This window comes from Anaerobacterium chartisolvens (genome assembly GCF_003337415.1).
GTDB lineage: Bacteria > Bacillota > Clostridia > Acetivibrionales > DSM-27016 > Anaerobacterium > Anaerobacterium chartisolvens.
Genome location: NZ_QPJT01000023.1, coordinates 14,527 through 38,814 on the forward strand (window position 1 = coordinate 14,527; position 24,288 = coordinate 38,814).

The 24,288-nt window shown below is 48.2% G+C and carries 1 protein-coding gene; it reads right to left on the minus strand.

The window, feature by feature from the left end:
• The coding region (locus tag DFR58_RS16820; RefSeq protein ID WP_207659263.1) for a Kelch repeat-containing protein at positions 1 to 24,243 on the minus strand (24,243 nt) is incomplete at its 3' end.
• Positions 24,244 to 24,288 lie beyond the last annotated feature (45 nt).

The window sequence follows — 24,288 nt, forward strand, 5'->3', positions numbered from 1 at the left end:
CCCTATATGTGCTATGTTCACATTGGCTTGGCCTATGTTGACCTCTCTTTGCAGGGCATCCCTCTCTTCTCCAGCCGGAAGGCTGTTGATGATTATTACCGTGCGGTCTATTATACTCTGAATATTGTTTACCTCGCCTATAGTGGCGATGTTCTGCACAAGCATCCCTATATGCCCTATGTTCACATTTATCCGGCCTATATTTACCTTCTCAAGAAGCGGCCCTCTATCCGGTTCAGGCAAGCCATTGATAATCACTATAGTCTGGTCTATTATCCTCTGAATGTTGTTTACTTCTCCTATAGTCGTGATATTCTGCACAAGCATCCCTATATGTGCTATGTTCACATTGGCTTGGCCTATGTTGACCTCTCTTTGCAGGGCATCCCTCTCTTCTCCAGCCGGAAGGCTGTTGATGATTATTACCGTGCGGTCTATTATACTCTGAATATTGTTTACCTCGCCTATAGTGGCGATGTTCTGCACAAGCATCCCTATATGCCCTATGTTCACATTTATCCGGCCTATATTTACCTTCTCAAGCAGCGGCCCTCTTGCATCCTCAGGCAACGCATTGATAATCACTATAGTCTGGTCTATTATGCTCTGAATGTTGTTTACTTCTCCTATAGTCGTAATGTTCTGCGCGAGCATCCCTATACGCCCTATGTTCACATTGGCTTGGCCTATGTTGACCTCCCTTTGCAGAGCATCCCTCTCTTCCCCAGCCGGAAGGCTGTTGATGATTATTGCCGTGCGGTCTATTATGCTCTGAATGTTGTTTACTTCTCCTATAGTGGCGATGTTCTGCACAAGCATCCCTATATGCGATATGTTCACATTGGCTTGGCCTATGTTGACCTCTCTTTGCAGAGCATCTCTCTCTTCACCAGCCGGAAGACTGTTGATAATTATTACCGTCTGATCTATTATACTCTGGATGTTGTTTACCTCGCCTATAGTCGTGATATTCTGCACAAGCATCCCTATATGGGATATGTTCACATTGGCTTGGCCTATGTTGATCTCTCTTTCCAGAGCATCCCTCTCTTCTCCAGCCGGAAGGCTGTTGATGATTATTACCGTCTTATCTATTATGCTCTGAATATTGTTTACCTCTCCTATAGTCGTAATGTTCTGCGCGAGCATCCCTATATGCGATATGTTCACATTGGCTTGGCCTATGTTGACCTCTCTTTGCAGAGCATCCCTCTCTTCCCCAGCCGGAAGGCTGTTGATGATTATTACCGTCTGATTTATTATACTCTGAATGTTATTGACCTCTCCTATAGTCGTGATATTCTGCACAAGCATCCCTATGTGTGCTATGTTCACATTGGCTTGGCCTATGTTGACCTCTCTTTGCAGGGCATCCCTCTCTTCCCCAGCCGGAAGGCTGTTGATGATTATTACCGTCTGATTTATTATGTTCTGGATGTTGTTTATCTCGCCTATAGTCGTAATGTTGCTTATCAGTGTTCCGATATCAGTCAGATTACCTGATATTTTTACTATATATAGCCTGTTTTGCAGGCTGCTTAACTTTTGCTTCAGTGTGTCCTTTTCCGTTCCATAAGGCAAATCATTTACCTTGCTCAGTGCTTGATCAATCAAGTCCTGTGCCGTCTGTATTGAAGAAAGGGTACGGCTTTTTTCAGCGTATGCCACCGCGGCTTCAGCCTGACTTACGGCTGTTTTGGTATTTATCAGCATTTGTGCCTGATTAATTGCCGATTGTATCGCATCCGCCCTCTGCAGCAGTGCAAGCATATCATCTTGGTTATGTAGAGCTTTAATCTTTGCTCTAATGGAATTAAGTCTTACTTGCGCAGAATTAATCTTGTCCTGTGTGGACAAATCCGAAACCTCTGTCTCCAGTTCTTCCAGCTCAATCCCAATTTCGATTACAGGTTCTTTAGTCATATAGGTTATCTGATTGCTCCAGCTTCCCGATCCGCTTTGATTTTTGGCTCTTACTCTGTAGGTGTGAGAAGTGTAAGGAATAAGCCCGCTATGTACATAGCCGATTGCGGCACCAACGTTTATTATAGAGCCGTCCGCCTGAATCTCATATCCCAATGCACCGCTTACCTCAGTCCATGACAGAGTAACCTGCGTACTGGAAGAAGATGCCTTCAGATCCGAGGGAGCTTCTGGAAGTGTCCACTTTTCCAGTGCTTGTCCCCACTTGCTTGAAGCCTGGGCATTATAAGCTTTTATCCTGTATGCATGCTTCGTGCCCGATACAAGGCCCGCATGTATATAGCTTGTCTCTGTAATACCTTCAAACTCAATACCGTCTGCTTCCACTACATATCCTGCAGCCCCTTCGACAGCATCCCATTTAAGAATTATCCTGTCCTCCAAAGCTGTGCCGCTTAGATTTTCAGGTACCTGAAGTGAAGTGGTAACCTCAAGCACTTCGCTCCAGTTTCCTACAGTTACGGAGTTTCTTGCCCTGACCTTATATATATGGATAGTGTTTGGCAGCAGTTGGCTGTGCGTATACGTAAGCTCTTCTATGTTATATATTATTACGCCATCCGCCGATACGTCATAACCGATTGCACCATCCGCTTCACTCCACGACAATACAATTTCCGTATCTCCCGCAGCCGCAATGAGGTTTGCAGGAGTCCCCGGCAATGTCGATTTGGTAATTATTGCGCTCCATCCTCCCCATCCTCCTGAGTTTCCGGCCCTGACCCTATAGGTGTGCTGGGTTGAGGGCAGCAGGTTTTTATGTGAATAGGATGTATCGACAATTCCGCTAATTATATTTCCGTCCGCTTCTACTTCATATTTCTCTGTCCCTGAGGCGGCGTTCCAAGTCAAAATAATCTCATTGTCCTTGGCAGCGGCTCTTACATTTACAGGCATAGAGGGCACTGTCATAATACTTAAAGGAGTACTCCACTCTCCATTTTCAGAGGCCTTTGCCCTGACTCTGTAAATATGCTTTACGCCCGGAGTAAGTCCGGTGTGTGTATAAGAGTTTGCAGTGCCGTTATATATTACGCGTCCGTCAACTTCAATGTCATATCCTGTAATACCTGATACCAAACCCCATGTTACAGTAATTTTAGTGTCTCCGGCAACAGCAGACAAATTGGTTGGTGTGCGCGGCAATGTAAATTTTACAATCTCGGTGCTCCAATTGCTTATTCCCACTTCATTATAGGTTCTTACCTTGTAAGTATGACTTGTGTTTGGGATAAGCCCCGTATGGACATAGAACGTGTCCGTACCATTATCCACTTCTTCACCGTCAACCCATATATCATATCCCGACGCCCCTTGGACCTCATTCCATTTTAATGTTATTGAACTGCTTGACGACGTTGCCACAATTCCAAAAGGCATAGCCGGGAGTGTAGAATTAGTGCTTATGGCACTCCAATCACTCATCCCGTTCACATTTGCCGATCTGATCCTGTATGAATGCCTTATTCCCGGAAGCAGACCGGCATGTACATAAGACGTTGAGCTTCCGTTGTATATAACCTCTCCATCCACTTCTATGTAATATGCCGATGCGCCTTCCGCAGCATCCCATGCAACATTAATGACGGTATCCGAAACAGCAGCAACATCAATATTGTCAGGGGGCGGAGGTGCGGTATATCTGGTTTCCATACCGCTCCATTCCCCAATTCTCAAGTTGTTTCTCGCTCTGACTCTGTAAGTATGTGAGGTATTAGGCAGCAGCCCTCCATGCATAAAGCTCGTATCCATACCATTTGCTATTACCTGCCCGTCAGCCTCAACATCATAAGCTGTGGCTCCGTTCATAGAACCCCATGTTACCGTTATTCCCGTACTTGACGATGAAAAGCTTATATCCGCCGGTACACTAAGCAATGTAGATATGGAAATACTTTTCCACTCGCTTACAGCACCCGCATTGCGCGATCTGACCATGAATTTATACTCAGTATCAGGCTGAAGCCCCGACTGCCGATACTCTGTGTTAACCCCATTATTTATTATATTTCCATTATTAACTTTTACATCATATCCTGATGCTCCCTCAACAGTGTCCCATGTAACCCTTATTGAATCGGCGGTTGACACTGCATTCAAGTTTACCGGTATTTGCGGCGAGGTCCATTGAGCAATTTTCTGACTCCAATTGCCTGTTCCCTGTGCATTTTTGGCTCTTACCCTATAATAGTGCTGAGTATTTGTACCCAGCCCTCCATGTACAAAATTAGTTACGCCATTATTGCCAATGACTTCTCCATCTGCTTCAATATCATATCCTGATGCTCCTGATACTTGATTCCATGTGACAGTAATCGAATTTACAGAAGCCTGTGCGGCTATACCTGAAGGGGTATCCAGTAAAGTCCATACGCTTGCCTCATTGCTCCACTGGCTGGCACCCTCGGAATTTTTTGACCTTATTTTGTAGGTATGCTTTGTATTTGGAGACAATCCATTATGTACATAGGTGGTACTTGGCCCGTTATCCTTGATTACCCCGTCAACCCAGACATCATACCCGCTTGCACCGGCAGATATCCACGCAAGCGTAACTATGTTACTGTCTCTTTCAATATTCAGCATCTGAGGCACGCTCGGAAGAGTCAATTTAACTGTTTTTGCACTCCAATCGCTTTCCCCTCCGCTATTGAACGACTTTATCCTGTAAGTATGCTGAGTTCCTGAAGCTAAGCCTGTATGCACATATGCAGTTCTGTCACCGTTCTCAATCTCCGCTCCGTCAGCTTCAACAATATAGCCTTCCGCTCCTTCACATTCCTCCCATGACAAGCTTACAGAGGTATCGTCTGAAATAATGCTTGCTATATGCGGAGTTTTCGGTGCAGTTCTTTTAGACACCGCCTCACTCCAGTCACTGGCTCCTGACGAATTCTTTGACCTCACCCTATAGCTGTGCAGACTGTTGGCCTCAAGCTCTTGGTGAATATAGCTCAGCCCCGATATATTTACTTCCGAAGTCCCGTCAATTTCCAGAATGTATCCAATGGCTCCCTCTACCCCATTCCACGTAATCTTTATTGAGCTGCTTGTTGCCGCCGCAATCGCAATTTCAGGAATTGCAGGTACTGTAAGCTGGCTGACCGCCACACTGTACTCACTTTCAGTGGAAGCATTTTTTGCCTTGATTCTATAAATATATTGAGTCTGAGGGTTTACACCGGTATGGATATATGCAGTGCCTGAGCCGACGTTCAGTACAGTTCCGTTTATATCCACCTGATAATAGGCGGCATCGGGAACCGAATCCCATGTGACAGTAACTGTAGTGCCCTCAACCATCGTTTTAACGTTATTCGGAGTTGCCAAAAGCGTCCACAGGCTTGTCTCTTCACTCCAATTACTTGTACCCCCTGTATTTGCCGCTCTTATTTTATATGTATATATTGTTGAAGGCGTTAATTTGCTGTGTAAGTAGCTTGTGCCTGAAACATTGCTGATTACTTCGGTGCCGTTTATTAAAATATCATAGGAGACAGCACCCGTTACCATGCCCCAAGCCAAAGCTACAGATGTACTGGTCGAAGAAGCGGAAATACCTGACGGTATGGCAGGAGCGCTCAGCTTTGTCGCTGTCTCGGTCCACTGGCTTGTAACATCTTCATTTTTTGCTCTGATTGAATATGTATGCTGGCTGTTTGGAGATAAACCATTGTGAGTATATTTAGTATTCACTCCGTTATCAATCTCTACTCCATCTACTTTTATATCATATCCGGAAGCTCCTTCAACAGGGCTCCATTCCACATTAATACCTGTGCCCTGAATATTAAATACAATATTTTTAGGTTGGGAAAGCAAGGTCCGCCGGCTGACACTGTCACTCCAATTACTTACGCCTCCTGCATTTATCGCTCTTAACCTGTATGTATAAAGAGAATTGGGCTTTAAATTTTGATGAACATATTTTTCACTGCCATTGTTCTTAACTACATTTGATCCATTAATCTCTATATCATATCCGGCAGCTCCCGGTACCGCATCCCATGTAAGAGTGACAGATGTGCTTGTAGATACCGCTTTTATACCGGAGGGTATACCTGACGCAGATATCACAGTAACCGGTGCAGTCCAGTCGCTAAACGCCGAAATGTTTTTTGATCTTATCCTGTATACATGCTGCGTATTTTTCTCAACTCCGCTATGGATATACGTTATATCCGCCCCGTTATCCATCACCTCTCCGTCTACCTCTATTTCATAGCCAGTGGCATAAGGAACCATATCCCATGACACAAGAATATCACCGCCCAATGCTTTTGCAGATACATTTCCAGGTGTGGAAAGACGCGTGGAGGTTTGGGCAAAATCGCTCCAAAGACTTACTCCCCCGGCATTCTTTGATCGTATTCTAAAGATGTAGATTGTATTGGAAGCAAGATTAGAGTATGTAATGCTTGTCCCTGCCACGTTCTCCTTCACTGCTCCGTTCATTTCCACATCATACGCTGTTGCACCCGAAGAAGAATTCCATGAAACGGTTATAGTGGTGTCGGTGGAAGTTAAATTAATGCTTGAGGGCACCGCAGGTGCCGACAGCCTGCTTACCAATCCGCTCCAATTGCCAGCTGTCAAGCTGTTCTTAGCCCTAATTCTGTATGTATGCTGTGTATTAGGAAGCAAATCGGTATGTGCGTACATTACGTTTGAGCCGTTATCCTTTATAATTCCGTCTACCTCAATTTCATACCCTGTCGCCCCTGCAACAACATCCCACTTAACAGAGATAGAGCTGCCCTCAGAAACGCAGGTTATGTTTGCTGGGGTACTCAGCAATGTATGTATGCTTACTTTGTCGCTCCAATCACTGACCCCTCCTGAGTTCCTTGACCGTATTCTGTATGTATGTCCTGTATCCGGCTCAAACCCTGCATGTGTGCAATTAGGCGATTGTACAGTCTCTTTAACTGCTCCATCGACTTCTACATCATAGCCCGATGCGCCTAACACCGGCGTCCACGTAACTGTTACGCTTGTACTGGTAGACACGGCTGAAACACCCAAGGGTACTCCCGGTGCAGTATACTGCTTCACAGCGGTTGTCCATGCACTTTCCGTTCTGTAGCCCAAAGCCCTTATCCTGTATGTGTGCTGGCTTCCGGCGTCCAGTCCTGAGTGCGTATACCAAGTATCAATACCTGTGTTTACAACCACTCCGTCCTTCTCCAATTCATAGCTCTCCGCCCCCTCTACCTTTGACCACTCAATTGTAATGGAGTCACTTGTTGAAGCAAGCTTTATTCCTCCGGGGGTCTCCAGCAATGTAATAATTCCCACACTCTCAGTCCACGCGCTGACCCCTCCTGAGTTTTTTGATCGAATCCTGTAGCTGTGTACCGTATTGGGAGCAAACCCTGAATGTGTGCAATTGGGGTTTGCCACAGTCTCCTTTATCGATCCATCAACCTCAATATCATAGCCTGCAGCTCCCGCCACAGAGTCCCATGACACATTAATAGCCGTGCTTGTGGCGGAGGCCTTAACGTTTAACGGTATTTCAGGCGCAGTTAATGTAGTAAGCATTGATGTCCAATCACTTGCAGTAGACGAATTTTTAGACCTTAACCTGTATTTATGCTCTGTATTTGGGGCTAATCCCTTATGTATATAAGCGGTATCGGAAATGTCGCCCATCACTCTTCCATCAGCTTCAATTTCATAGCCGGACGCTCCCGCTACACTATTCCATGTAAGAGTTATTGAGGAGGTGGTTGAAGCAAGCACAACATTGGAGGGCACATCCAGCTTGGTCCATACCTCAAGCGGCTCGCTCCAAAGGCTGGCGCCTGCCGCATCCTTTGCCCTGACCCTATATGTATGCCCCGTATTGGGAGAAAGCCCCTGATGTGTAAAAGATGTACCGCTTCCATTGCTCTTTTCCGTACCATCAACCTCAATATCGTAGCCTGTAGCCCCGCTTACCGGATCCCACCTCACTACTACAGAGCTTCCTGTTGCTGTGGCCTTTACGTTGCCGGGGGTACTCAGAAGAGTAGAAACGGTTTTTGAATAGCTCCAATCGCTTACCTCATCTTCCTTCTTTGCCCGCACCCTGTATGTGTGGCTGGTGTTGGGGGTATATCCCGTATATGTAAATGTAGTACCCTGCACTGCGTCTTTTATAACTCCATCCTCTTCTATCTCATATTCTGCCGCTCCCTCAGCAGCGCTCCACCTCAGAATAACCCGGGTGCTTGTAGCAGATGCTTCAAGGCCGGACGGCACAAGAGGCTTTGTCCACTTATGTGCAACGCCGCTCCAGTTCCCTATGGATGTGCTGCTTTTAGCACGTACACGGTAGCTGTGCTGTGTTCCGGGCAGTAATCCCGTATAATTATAATATGCGTTTGAGCCGCAGCTTCTTATAACACTGTCCACCTCTACCTCATAGCCTGTGGCTCCTATTGAACCGGACCATGAAATGGCTATCGAATTGGCTGTGGACACCGCCTGCACATCCGTCGGCACCGAGGGAAGAGTCCACCTGACAAGGGCATTGCTCCATGCGCCAACGCCACCTGCATTTCTTCCTCTAACCCTGTAAGTATGCTGTGTTCCGGGTACCAAATCAGTGCTGTTATATGAAAGTCCTGCGACATTAACTATTGTCTGCCCGTCAATTTCCATATCATAGCTTGCCGAATTTTCAGACTCCATCCATGACAATGCCACCGAAGTCTCCGAAGCGATCCCGATTAAGCCTTGCGGAGTGCCGGGAGTTCCCGGGGGTATCAGTACAAATGCATCCATCCTGTTCACAGGGGCGCTTCCATTTCCGCCGCCTGCATATATTGTCCAGCCTATTGCCTCAGTACCCATTCCATACCTTCCGGCAGGCATACTTACACTGTTCAGCCACGTGTTCGAGGAAGGGTCATACTCTTCTACAATGTTTAAGTAGTATCCGCTTGCTGCCGAGCCTCCCATCGCATAAATTCTTCCGCCCACTGTTTCTAAGGACAAATTATTGCGGCTGGTATAAACTCCTCCCTTAAGCCTCCATTCCCCTGTCTGAGGATCATATTCTTCAATGGCTTTTACATAGCCTCTTGAATCCGACCCTCCCATTAAGTAGATTTTCCCGTTTGAAACAGAAGCATCGTGGTAGGCTCTTGCTCTAAACAGTCCTGCTCTTACCGTCCACTTGTCTGTATCAGGATCATACTCCTCCACCGTGTCCAGCACTCCGCTATCGTTTATTCCGCCCATAATAAATATCCTGCCGTTCAAAACCGCAGCCGCCGCATAAGCTCTGGGTACTGACATCGCTGTCTTTCTTTTCCACGTGTCGGCCGCGGGATCATACTCCTCCACGGTGTTTACATACCCTATAACACTTTTTCCGCCGATTACATATATCTTCCCGCCCGACTGCACAACTCCGCTATATGCTCTGGCGGTAGACAAATTAGACTTTGTTGTCCATTTTCCGGTTAACGGGTCATACTCCTCTGTTTTATTCAAGTACGAGGAATTGTCATAGCCTCCCACAGAGTAAATCTTATCTCCGGCAGCCGCCAGCCCGTTTCCGTATTTTCTGGTGGGCATTGCGCTTTGTGATACCCACTCTCCCTTAATTGCCGAAGCAGGATTTGAAGTGGACTGCAAAATAACCTCACTCCATTCACCTGCTCCGCTTATATTCTTAGACCTTACCCGGAAGGTGTATTGAGTCCCCGGAGTGAGCTTCTGGTATATAAAGGTGCTTCCTGTCACAGATTTTATGCTTCCGTCTGCTTCAATATCATAACCGGTTGCGTTGTCCACGGCATCCCAGTCCAATGTAATTTTGTCGCTCACCGCTGTTGCCAGTATATTAGAAGGGGCAGGCGGTACATTGGAGGGGAGTGCCAGTATAAGAGCCTCTACTATATCCAGGCTTCCTTTGTTTTCTCCCCCGACCACATACACGTTTCCATCTATCTCCTCTGCGGCTGCATATCTTCTGGCTGAAAGCAGAGGCTCCTTTGTAAGCCATGTATTGCTTGCAGCATCATATTCCTCCACCAGTTTAAGATAACCGTTTTCGTTGCTTCCCCCGACAGTTATAATCCTTCCGTTTACACTCGCCATGCCAAAGTACGCCTTTTGGGACGGCATTCCTGCCCTTGTCTTCCATGTGCCGGATTTGGGGTCATACGCCTCTACCCTTCTTAAGTATCCTCCTGTATTAAAGCCGCCCATCACATATATTGTCTCATCCACTACAACTGACCCATGATATGCTTTTTCAACGGGCATGGCTCTCTTCTCCGTCCATTGATTTAATGCCGGATCGTATTCCTCCACAGACGAAAGGTACCCGGAGGAATTTCTTCCCCCGATGGCGTAAAGCTTTCCTCCTGCGGCTGCAAGGGTGTGATAGGCCCTCGGTGTTTTCATAGCCGTTTTTATTGTCCATCTGTCTGTTTCCGGGTCATACTCCTCGACAGAGCTTATGTACGCTCCGTTAAAGCCTCCCGCAACATATATCCTTCCATTAAGCTCAGCCGCTCCGTGATACGCCCTTACGGCAGTCAGAGGAGCTTTGGAGATCCATACATTCCCTGAAGGATCATACTGCTCCACACTGCTTATATACTGGCTGCTGTACCCGCCTAAAGCGTATATCCTTCCGTCCATTTCCACTATGGCATGACCGTATGCCGGCACAGACATACGGGTTTTAGACACCCATTCTCCTTTTATTTCAAGATCGGGGTTGGAGGTAGACTGGGCGAGCTCATCGCTCCACATGCTTGCGCCGCTTATATTTTTAGCTCTCACCATATAATAATGTGTAGTGCCGGGTGAAAGCGCCTTATGCTCATACTTTACCGAAGTCCCGGTGTTTATCATAGCGCCGTCCACTACAATGTCATACCCTGCGGCATTGTTTATCGCATTCCATTCAATAATAATGCTGTCCTTTGTCGCAGTGGCTATAATGTCTTCAGGCACCTGTGGAATTGGAACATCAAGCGCAAATGCCTCCGTAACGCCTGACACGCTTCCGCCGTCTCCGCCCATAATGTAAACGGTTTTATCTACTTTTGCCGACGCAATATACTCACGCTTGGATAGCATTGGAGCGTTTGAAAGCCATGTATTGGTTACGGGGTCGTATTCCTCTACGGTGTTTAAATATCCGCTGCCGTTGCTTCCTCCTAATATGTAAAGCCTGCCGTTGATCTCTTCCGTAGCCGCGTTCCTTCTCTCGGAAATTACCTGAGTCCTTATAATCCATGTATCACTTGCGGGATCATACTCCTCAACCAGCTTAGAATATACGTTATTTGCCGTCATCCCGCCTATGGCATATACCTTTTCGTTCAGCACCGTTACGGTGTGATTGGATCTCGGCATATTCATACCGGCCTTTGCCGTCCATGTGTCTGTGGCGGGGTCATATTCATCCACAGTTCTCATATAGCCGGAGGAATTATACCCTCCCACAGCGTAGAGCCTGCCGTTAACTGCCGCAATATTGAAATAAGCTCTCGGAACAGGCATGTTTGCCTTCCTCGTCCACTGGTTTGTATCAGGGTCGTATTCCTCAACAGTTGTAAGGTAGGCACTGCCGTTATAGCCCCCCACAGCGTAAATTTTGCCATCAAGCTCCGCAGCTCCGAGATATGCCCTCGCAACAGACATAGTTTTAACAGACTCCCACGCATTTGTCTGACCGTCATACTTATCGGCCTTATCGCTGTAAGACGTTCCGTTCACTCCTCCTATTGAGTAAACCTTTCCGTTCAGCGAAACGGATGCCATTCCCTGTCTCGCTGACGGCAAGGCAGTCTTGGCAGTCCATTCTCCGCGTATCTGCTCACCCGTATTTGAGGTTTGCTGGGCAATAAGGCTACTCCACCCGCTCACTCCGGCAATATTCTTAGACCTTACCCTGTATGTGTGATGTGTTCCCGCCGACAGCCCTTCATGAACACGGCGCGTATCCTTTATTCCGCTTATAATGCCCCCGTCTATCTCAACCTCATACGAGGAAGCATTGCTTACGGCATCCCATGACAATATGATATAGCTGCCGGTGGCTGTTGTAATCACGTTTTGGGGAACTGTCGGCATATTTGATCCGGCATTCAAAAGTAGCTCCTCCACAGTCCCGAGGCTGGAGCTGCCGTTATAGCCTCCTATTGCAAACAGCCTGTCCCCCACCTGCTCTATAGAAAGTAATGCGCGCGGTGTAGGCATTTTCTCCTTGACAAGCCATGTGTTGCTTTCAGTGTCATATTCGTCTACATTATCAACATATGAACTTCCCCCTCCCACGGTGTAAATCCTGCCGTTAACCGCCTTTACCGCAAGGTTTTCTCTGGGTAATGCCATCCCACCGACAGTTGACCATGTATCCTCGTCAATGCTATACTCCTGCACCACGCTTACAAAATTATTCAGAACAATTCCGCCCACAGCATATATTTTACCGTTTAATACCGCCAGCCCGTGACGGGTTCTGGCATAGGGCATGTTGTTCATCCTGATCCATGTGTCGGTCAAGGGGTCATACACCTCTACAGTGTTAAGTACCTCTCCGTTTTCTCCGCCCGTTACATATATTTTGGAATCCATCTGTACTGCTGCAGCGTATGCCCTTGCCGTCGGCATTCCGGTTTTTCTCGTCCATGTGCCTGTTGCCGGGTCGTACTCCTCTACAGTATTTAAGTACCCGTTGCTGTTCCTGCCCCCGATTGCATACAGCTTTCCTCCGGCTTCCGCCGCCACAAGGCCCTCTCTGGGTGCTGACATCGGAGCCATTTGCCTCCAGATGCCGGAATCTGGGTCATATACCTCCAGCTTGTCCTGCCATGCGCTTCCGCGAAGCCCTCCCACCGCATATATTTTCCCGTCTATCTGCGCCGTGCCGAGTGCGTGCCTTGGGGTAGGCATTCCCGCTCTTGACATCCACTCGCCCTTAACCTCAGTCCCGGGATCGGAGGTCGACTGCACAAGCACGGGGCTCCATTCGCTCGCACCCGCTATATTCCTTGCCCTCACCCTGTAGTAGTGCCGGGTGTCGGTGCTGAGTCCCGGATTGGCATAGCTGCACTGCGAGCTCATCATTTCCAGCTCCGCAATGCGTACATGGGAGCTGCTGCTGCTGGAGCCTGTCACATATATCCTGTAATGCCTGTAGGCTATTTGATTGTAAAACAAAAACTCTTTTTTTTCATAGCTCTCAAAGCTTACAGCATTCTGGCTGTCCAGCACGCGCCAGCTTGACCCGTCCATGCTTCCTTCAAAGCTCCAGCTCTGAGGGTAGTAACTTGTGCCATATGACGTTATTGTATATTTGTTAACAACCTTAGGCTCACTTCCAAAGTCATACCCTAGCCACTGAGGAACAGCCGAAGAACTATTCCAATGGCTTGACTGATTTCCATCAAAGGCATTGGATGCAGGGTAGCCGCTATGGGAATTGCTTGCCCAAGCTCTCGCTGAAATTGTACACAGGTTGTTTGAATAGCCTCCCTGAGCTTTTATAATACCTCCGTCAGCCTCAACCTCATACCCCGATGCATCTGCCGATGCATTCCACGTAAGCGCAATTTGATTGTCAGTGGCTGTGGCAACTATATTCTCAGGCACCTTGGGTATATTTCCCGGCCTGTCAAGTATGAATGCCTCGACACTGCCGTAATTAATTGACCCGGTGCCTCCTGTGACATATATCTTGTCGTTTATTGCCGTCACACCCAAATATCTTTTTGCACCTGGCATTTCCGCCTTGTTCAGCCATGTATTGCTTGCTGGGTCATATTCCTTTATAGACGAAAGGTATCCTCCAGAGTTATGTCCTCCTATTATATATATCTTACCGCCCACTTCAGCCGCACCGTGCTGCCTCCTTGCCACATCCATGCCGCCCCTTACCGTCCATACATCCTCTTCGGGGTTGTACTCCTCAACCGTAGTCACATAGCTGCCGTCCGGGCTATATCCGCCTATTGCGTACAGCCTGCCCCCGCACGCCGTCAGCGAATGATATGCTCTTGCATTTATCATTCCGGCTCTCTGAGTCCAGATATCGGTACCGGGATCATATTCCTCTAAGGTATTTACACATGAACTGCCGTCATGGCCTCCCGCAGCGTACAGCCTGCCGTTCAATGCCGCCACCGCAAGATAGTATCTTGCTGAGGGCATACTTGCCTTTCTTGTCCACACATCCTCCTCCGGGTTATATTCCTCCGTAAGGGCAAGCGCAGTGCCGTTTGATCCTCCTACTGCATATATCCTTCCGTCAATTTCAGCCGCCGCTCCATACGCTCTCGGCACAGACATGGGAGTCCTTGAGGCCCACCAGTTCAGCTTGGGGTCAAACATATCCACCGAGCCAATATATCCGCCGCTGTACCCTCCTATGGCATATATTTTGCCATCTGCCTGCTCCGACATATGCCCGTACCGCAATGCAGGCATACTGCTCTCAGAAAGCCACTCTCCCTCCACCGATGCGGCAGGATCGGCTGTATACTGCACAAGGGGCATACTCCATTCGCTTGCTCCCCCCGCATTAACAGCTCTTACTCTGTATACATGCCGGGTGGCTGCAACCAAGCCGCTGCTTGCAAAGGATGCTTGGGCAGCCGCAACTACGGCGCCGTCGGCCTCAACCTCATAGCCTGATGCGTTATTTACCGCATCCCAGCTTATAGAAATGGAGCTTGTGGTTGCAGTGGCTATAATTCCTGAAGGCACCGCCGGAATATTCGACTGCATATTCAGTATGAATACCTCGGCAGTGTTTAAGTACGTGCTTCCGTTTAGTCCTCCCAGTACATATATCTTGTTTTCGATAAGCTCAGCCCCGGGGAAGCTCCTTTGGTTCTTCATGCTCTTAGTACCGGTAATCCATGTATTGGATTCCGGATTATACTGCTCGGTCAGGCTTAGATATCCGCTTGAGGAATATCCTCCCAGTACATATATTTTACCGTATACCTCCACGGCTCTGTGCCCGTACCTCTGAGAGAAAACTCCCCCCTTAACCGTCCATGCCCCGGTATCAGGATCGTATTCCTCTACCGTGGATGAATAGGCACCGCTTCTGCTCATCCCTCCTATTACATATATTTTACCGTTTACAGCAGCCACCGCGTGTCCCGACCGCGCCTCCGTCATTGGTGTCCTTGCTGTCCATGTGTCGCTTCGGGGATCGTATTCCTCCACTGTATTTACATAGCTTCCATCAGCCGCAATTCCACCTGTCGCATATATTTTTCCGTTTATCTCCGTAACAGCCATAAAATATCTGGGAGTGGGCATTGCAGCCTTTCTCGTCCACGTATCCGACAGTGGATCATACTCCTCTACAATATCCACAACACCCGAGCTGTTATAGCCGCCTATTGCATAAATCCTTCCGTCAACCGCCCCGGCTCCCAGACCGTACCTTTCCGCCGACATTGCTTTCCTTGCTCTCCACTTATCAGTAATAGGATCATACTCCTCTACCGTGTTTAAGTAGCTGCTGCTGCCGGATCTCCCACCCATGACATACAGGCTTGAGCCCACGGCGGCGATCGCTGGAGCGTATCTTGCAGAAGACATGGAAGCCTTGTCCATCCATTCCCCGTTAAGCAGTGATGTGGGATCGGAGGTCCATTGTACCTTAACGGCACTCCACGGGCCTGTACCCGCAATATTTTTTGCCCTCACCCGGTAGTTGTGCTGTGTATTGGGTGCCAGCCCGGTATGTGAATAGCTTGCCGCAGTGAGATTAATTATAATTCCCCCATCCAGCTCTATTTCATATGAGGACACATTGCGCAAAGCTCCCCATGAAACGGTGATGGAGCTTTCGGAAGCCGTGGTAAGCAGCCCCGAGGGTGCCTCCGGTATATTTGACGGGTACGCAAAAATCATTTCCTCCACAACAGCAAGGCTTGAGCTTCCGTTATATCCTCCAATTGCAAATACCCTGTCTCCCACCTGCTCTATTGCCAGCATTGATCGGGGATTTTTCATTGCCTGCTTTACCAGCCATGTATTGCTTTCAGTGTCATATTCTTCTACGGTACCGACATACGGACTACTTCCCCCTATTACGTAAAGCCTGCCGTTTACATTCTTTACTGAGGGGCTTTCACGGGGTGAAAGCATTCCGCCAATAGTGATCCATGCGTCGTAATGTGGATCATATCGCTCTATTATAGGTATATACCCCGAAGAATTTCTCCCTCCAAGGGAATATATTTTTCCGTCAACCGTTCCAACCCCGTGATATGCCCTGGAGTTTGGCATGTCCTTCATGGATGTCCATGTATTGTCAGATGGCCTGTACACCTCCACAGAGCTTAAATAGCTCCCGTTATAGCCCCCTATTACATATATATCGGAGCCTATGACGGCAATTCCTGCGTAAGCCCTTGCCGTAGGCATATTTGCCTTAATTGTCCATGTGCCCGCCGCAATATCATACTCCTCAACGGTATTAACATACCCGTTTGAATTCCTTCCTCCTATGGCATACAGCCTTCCTCCCATCTCCGCCATTACAAGTCCCTCACGCGGAGCGGACATAGGCGACAGCCCCTGCCATGTGTCTGTTACAGAGTCGTACACCTCAAGCCTTTCCTGAAAGGAACTGCCGTTCAAGCCCCCTGAGGCATATATCTTGCCATTTATCTGCGCCGATGCAAAAGAATGCCTTCCCGACAGCATATTCCTTCTTGTCAGCCATTCTCCCTTTACCTCTGTTTCAGGATCTGAAGTTGTCTGCACAAGCTCGGCGCTCCACCGGCTTGCTCCCGCAATGTTTACAGACCTTACAAAATAGCGGTGTTCGGTTCCGGGAGTGAGAGGTGAGTGAGTGTAGCTGCAGCCGCTGCTTTTATCTACCTTTATAACAGCTCCATCCAGCTTTATCTCATACTCCGAGGCATCCACCGACGGATCCCACGTAAGCTTAATACTGTCCTTGGAAGCTGTCATAAATATGTTTTCAGGAGGCTCAGGTATATTTGACGGCCTGGCAAGTATAAATGCCCGTGCCGCATTATAAGTACCTGCTGTTCCCCCCAGCACATATATCTTGTCCCCAAATGCCGCTGCGGCAGCATATGAGCCCGTATTGACGCCTTCCTTATCCAGCCATGTATTTCTCACAGGGTCATATTCCTTTACCGTTGAAGAGCTGCCCCCAATAATGTAAATCCTGCCTCCAGCCTCAGCCGCAGAATGATAACGCCTTGATGCATCCATTCCTCCCCTTACTGTCCATGTATCTGTCACGGGGTCATATTCCTCTACGGTATTTACATAGCCGTCCTGATTATATCCTCCTATGGCATACAGCTTCCCATTGACTCCTGTCAGGGTGTGCTGCCCTCTATTTACAAGCATTGTGGATTTTGTAGCCCATGTGTCTGTCTCAGGGCTGTATTCCTCCAGTGTATTTAAATAGGCAGTCCCGTCATAGCCTCCTGCCACATAGATTTTGCCTCCCGCCTCTGCTGCGGCAGCATAATATCTGGGTGCAGATATGCTTGGTTTTCTTGTCCATCTGTCCGCCACAGGATCATATTCTTCTGCAAGAGCAAGTGCATTTCCGTCATAGCCTCCTATAACATATATTTTACCATTAAGCGTGGCCGACGCTGCATATGCCCTGGGATTTGACATGCCTGTTTTACCCGTCCAGCGGTTTTTTACCGGATCAAGCGACTCTACGGTGTTAAAATACGCACTCCCGTTATACCCGCCTATAGCATAGATCCTACCATCCACCTGTTCCGAGGCAAGCCCGTACCGGGGGACACCCATTGAGGACTCTGAAAACCACTGGCCTTCAACAGTTGCGGCAGGGTCAGAGGTGTACTGCTCGACAGGTGCGCTCCATCTCCCGGCACCTGCGGCATTTATCGCCCTCACCCTGTATATATGCTGCGTTCCTTGGATTAAGCCTGTATTGGAATAGCTGTTGGAATTCCTTGCAATTACTGCCCCGTCTGCCTCTACCTCATACCCTGTTGCATTGTTTACAGCATCCCATACCAAATTGATTGAGTTTTTCGTGGCGGTAACAGTGATTCCTGTAGGTATGTCAGGTATATTGGAATCCATATCAAGTATGAACGCCTCTGTCGTGTTTATATAAGAGCTACCTGAACCCATTCCTCCTGCCGCATATATCTTATTACCCAGAAATATGACTCCGGGGAAGCTCCTTTGTGATTTCATGGGGGTTGACTTCAAAAGCCATGTATTGGACACGGGATCGTACTCTTCTACGGTATTTAAGTTGTATCCGCCCAGAACGTATATTTTACCGTATACCTCCACGGCCCTTTGCCCGTATCTCTGTGTGAGTACCCCTCCCTTTACTGTCCATGTGTCAGTCTCAGGATTGTATTCCTCCACTGTGGAGCAATAGGCATTGCTTGCGCTTCGACCCGCTATGGCATATATCCTGCCGTTTGCCACAGCCGTTGCGTGCCCCCATCTTGCCTCATGCATGGATGCTTTTACAGTCCAGATATCGGTTTGGGGATCATATTCCTCCACCGTATTCAAATAAGCTCCCCCTGTGGTTACGCCTCCCATGACATATATCCTGCCGTTCACTTCCTCGGCTCCCATAAATGCTCTGGGTGTGCGCATTCCCGCTTTTCTTGTCCATGTATCAGTCTCAGGGTCATATTCCTCCACAATATCTAGCAAGCCTGTGCTGTTTTCCCCTCCAATGGCATATATCCTGCCATGCGCCTCAACAGCCGCAAGCCCATGCCTGTCAGTTGACATGCCTGTCTTTTGCACCCATTTGTCCGTCAATGGGTAATAGGCCTCCAACGTATTCAGATATGAGCTTGCTCTCGCAGAACCTCCGATTGCGTATGCCCTTCCTCCTACAACGACCATAGCCGGTGCGTACCGCGGAGACAGCATATTCGCCTTATAAGTCCATTCTCCTGCAATCTCAGTCCGGGGGTCGGCGGTCCATTGCACAAGCAGAGGACTCCACTCGCTTGTCCCGCTGACATTTTTTGCCCTCACACGGTAGTTGTGCTGTGTATTTGAAGGCAGTGGAGTATGGCTGTAGGTTAAAGCAGCTCCCCTGTCAATAACAGCACCGTCCGCCTCTATTTCATAGCCCGTGGCGTTATTTACCTTGTTCCACCCTATATCTATTCTATCCTTTGCAGCGGTGACAAGTATACCTGTGGGTGCTGCCGGAGTATTGGGATTCACGTTCAATATGAATGCATGAACCAAGCTGAGATAGCTCCCGTTATACCCTCCCGCCGCATATATTTTTCCGTCTATGTATTCCAGCCCGGAAAGACTCCTCGCAGTCGTTATGGAAGCATGTGTAAGCCAAGTGTTTTTTACAGCGTCATATTCCTCCAGCACATTACTGTAGCCGCTGTTCTGCCCGCCGATTATATAAATCCTTCCATTCACGGCTATAGCCTTACTGCCCTGCCTTTGTACCGACATTCCTCCCTTTACCGACCATACGTCGGTCTGAATATCATATTCCTCCACCTTATCGGAATAAGCACCGTTTTCCGTTATTCCTCCGAAAGCATATATTTTCCCCCCTGTGAATGCCGCTGCAAAAGCACCTCTTGTTCCGTTCATTGATGCTTTTCTGCTCCACATGTCGGCTGCGGGATCATACTCCTCAACTATGCCGGTATATGTACCTGCCTGTGTTTCCCCTCCTATAGCGTATATCCTTTCCCCCACCGACACTACAGCCATATCTGCCCTTGCTGTCGGCATATCGGATTTCCTTGTCCACGAATCATTCAGCGGATCATATTCCTCTACTGTCCTTAGGTATCCTGTGTTATTATACCCGCCTATGGCATATATTTTACCATTAGCTTCAGCAGTTCCAAGCCTGCATCTTGGTGTGTACATGTTGGACTTTAATGTCCACCTGTCAAGCAGAGGATCATAAGCCTCCATAGAATCCAGATAGCTCCCCGCCTTATCCATGCCACCAATCACATACATTTTCCCGTCGGCAGCCGCCGATGATGCCCAGCTTCTTAATGAAAGCATTGAGTTCTTTGGTGTCCACTCACCGCCAAGACCCTTTTGGGGATCGGCCGTCCATTGCACAAGCAGAGGGCTCCATTCACCTGCCCCGCTGACATTTTTTGCCCTCACACGGTAGTTGTGCTGTGTCCCCGGTGATAATGGGGTATGGCTGTAGCTTGTGGCAGCTCCCCTGTCAATAACAGCACCGTCCGCTTCTATCTCATAGCCTGTGGCATTATTCACCTTATCCCATTTTATATCTATTTTGTCTTGCGCAGCGGTGGCAATTATCCCGCCCGGTGTTATCGGTATATTAGGGTTCATATTCAGTATAAATGCGTCCATTGTACCGAGGTAGCTTCCGCTATATCCCCCAAAGGCATATATTTTCCCGTCTATGTACCGGGCACCGGCCAACTCCCTTGAGGTGCGGGCTGCCACTCCAGACAGCCACGTATTAGAACCGGGATTATACTCCTCAACCAAATTAAGATATGAACTGTTCTGACCGCCTATTACATAGATTCTTCCATTTATCTCTACAGCTTTATGGCCCTGTCTCTGTGTAAGAACTCCGCCCTTTATTATCCATCTGTCCAAAGCCGGATCATACTCTTCAACAGTTTTTACATAATTCCCGTTATAGTAGCCCCCGATAGCATACAGCCTGCCGTTTGCCTCCGCAAGAGCAAAATTCGTTCTGGCCTGATTTAACGACGCTTTTACCGTCCATGCATCAGTAGCAGCATCATATTCTTCAACACTGCCTTCCGAAGAGCCTCCCACAGCATATATCCTGCCGTTCACAACTGCCGTGTTCATAAAGGCTCTTGCTGTCGGCATACTCGACCTTTCAGTCCAGGTATCCGTCAGAGGGTCATACTCCTCCACCGTTTTAAGATACCCTGTTGAGTTCTGGCCGCCTATGGCATATATTTTTCCATTCACCGCCTCCGCTCCAAGTCCATACCTTTGAACAGACATACTTTGCTTTGCAGTCCATTTGTCCCCTTCTGGATCATAGCTTTCAACAGAAGACAGGTATCCGCTTGATGAGGCCGCTCCTCCTATCACATAAAGCCTGCCTTCCAAAACCGCAGAGGCTGCTCCCCTCCTCAGTGAAGACATAGAGGCTTTTGTGGTCCACTCTCCCCCTGCCCATTCAGCAGGATTGGACGTGCTTTGAGCTATCGCTTGTGACCATGGGCTTGCACCCGCAACATTCCTTGCCCGTACCCTGTATGTATGCGGAGTATTGCCCGAAAGTCCTGTGTGGCTGTATGAGGTGCTTGATCCAACACTTACAATTGTTCCGTCTGCCTCAACCTCATATCCTATAGTCGCATCCACCACACCGTCCCAATTGAGGGCTATTGTGCTTTGCGTTGCCGTTGCATATATGTTTGCAGGAGTTAAAGGAATATTAGAGGGTATGTTCATTACATACGCCTGCACAGTGTTGTAGGAAATATCTCCATAAGAAGAGTTATAATACGCCCCTCCAACGGCATATATTCTGCCGTCTATCTCAGCCGCTCCCACATATCCCCTCGCAGTGGTCATATTAGGCCTTGTAAGCCATGTGTTGGAGGGTATGTCATATTCCTCCATAGTATTAAGATGGCTTGCGTTGTACCCTCCTATTGTGTAAATCTTATTACCTGCCGACTCTATCCCAAAGTATGCCCTTGGGGTGGGTATGCTGGTTTTTCTTATCCATTGATCATATACAGGGTCATATACCTCTACGGCATTTAAATATGTGCCGTTAAATCCTCCCGCCGCATAAATCCTCCCGTTTGCTTCAGCAACTCCCGCACCGGCTCTTGCGGTGGGCATCGCAGCCCGTGAAACCCATGTATCCTGTACGGGATCATACTGCTCTACCGTTTTCAGGTATCCTGAAGCGTTTTGTCCTCCCACCGCATATATCTTTCCGTCCGCTTCCGCCGCACCCAATTTGTATCTGGCGGTAGACATAGCCTTTCTTGTCATCCATATATCTGCGGCAGGGTCATATTCTTCCACTATATTCAGATATCCGTTTCCGTTATAGCCTCCTATGGCATATATTTTGCCGTTATATGCGGCTATAGCCAGCTCACCTCTGGCGGTCGGCATACTCCTTTTGCTTGTCCATTTGTCTGTCAGAGGATCATACTCCTCCACTGATGACAAATATACCGTGTTAATTCCACTCGATGCATAACTTCTGTATCCTCCTATAGCATACAGCTTGCCGTCGATCTCTGCTATTCCCGCTCCATGCCGTGCCGTTGACAGGCCCTGTCTGGATGCCCATTGTCCTGTAGAATCCGGGCTTGAGGTCATTTGAACAAAAGGCGCACTCCACTCGCTTATATTTCCCTTGGAGTCCCTGTACCTTACCCTGTAGGTATGTCTCGTACCTCCTGTAAGGTTGGTATGCTTATATGATGTTGACGAGGAATTGTTTACAATACCGCTGTCAACCTCTATATCGTAGCCCGAGGCCCCTGAAACAGCAGTCCACGCAACTACAATCTGTGTTTCCTCGGCCATTGCATAAATATATGTAGATATTGTATTCATGGTATACGCCGATAATAGCGAGCACCAGACGCCCTCTCCGCTGGCATTTTTTATCCTTACACGATAGGTATGGACAGTATTGGGGCTCAATCCTGTGCTTAAATATGATGTAGTATTTCCTGCATCTATTATTTTGCCGTCAACCTCTACCTGATAGCTTATTGTGGCCCCAGCCGAAGCATCCCAGCTTACAGCTATTGCCGTACTGCTTTGGGCTGCCGCCTTCACTCCCGAAGGTGCAAGAGGAAGTGTTGGCTTGGTAACCGGAAGGCTCCACACACCGGCACCGTCCTGATAATTGGGGCATATTCTGTAGGTATGGTTGGTATTGGGCTTCAGTCCGTCATGCACATATATTGTATCGCTGCCGTTGTCTACTATCAGTCCGTCCACTTCTATTCTGTAGCCCAGCGCTCCATCCATTTTGTCCCATGTAACAGTAATTTTATCGGTAGATGCCGTAAGGAATATATTTCCTGTAAGCGTGGCGGCAGTAATTTCCGCACTCCACATTCCTTCTCCTGCTTCATTTCTTGCTTTTATTTTATAATTGTACCTCTTGTTGGGCACAAGCCCCGAATGCTCATACCACGTACCCTGTATGTTTTCAATAATCGCTCCGTCGGCCCATAGATCATATCCCATTGCCTCAGGTACTTCATCCCAGCTTAAAATTATGCTTTTCTCACCCGAAGCAGCCGTCAAATTCTGCGGAATTCCGGGAGCAGTACCCGGTTGCTCCTCCGGCAGCGCAGTACCGATTGCTTCCTGACTCCAGTCCCCTGCCCCCAATGAGTTCTTTGCCCTCACCCTGTATATATGAATGCTTTCGGGAAGAAGCCCTTCATGCACATACGCCGTATTGACTCCCATATCCCTGACTTCTCCGTCCACTTCAATGTCATAGCCGTCAGATCCTTCAACCCGATCCCACACAACCAGAATTGAACCGCCGCTCACTACCGTGGTTGTAATATTTCCCGGAATCCCCGGTATTGTTATCTCGCTCACCTCTGAAGGCGTAGCCCCCGAAACAGTCTGGCTCCATTCGCCTGCTCTGTCTGAACTCCTTGATCTTACCCTGTAGGTGTATGTTGTTAAGGGGCTTAAATCAATGTGAACATATTCAGTCGCATTTCCCGTATATATAACCTCTCCGTCAGCCTCAAGCTCATACTCTGAGGCACCGTCAACATAGTCCCACACAATCCTGATTTCCGTTGAGCTTAAAGCATCTGCCTTAATATTCTGCGGAATCCCCGGAGCAGTGCCAGGTTCATCCTCGGGCAGCGTAATTTGGGTTATTTCCTCACTCCAGTCCCCCGCTCCCAATGAGTTCTTTGCCCTCACTCTGTATACATGCACACTTTCGGGAAGAAGTCCTTCATGTACATAAGCCGTATTGGCTCCCATATCCCTGACCTCTCCATCAGCCTCAATGTCATAGCCGTCGGCTCCTTCAACCTGATCCCACACAACCAGAGTTGAACTGCCGCTCACCGCCGTGGCTGTAATATTTCCCGGAATCCCGGGTATTGTTGCCTCACTCTCTTCCCAAAGCTCCGCCGGCGGATCTCCTTCTGCCATAACAGCCAGCGGTTCATAAATGGGAGATAGAAATATAAGAAAAACCATAAGTAGAGAAATGACCCTTCTGCCCAACACCTTTGTACTCAAATAAAAGCCCCCTTTGTTATATTAATTCTCTCTGTCTCATCTGAA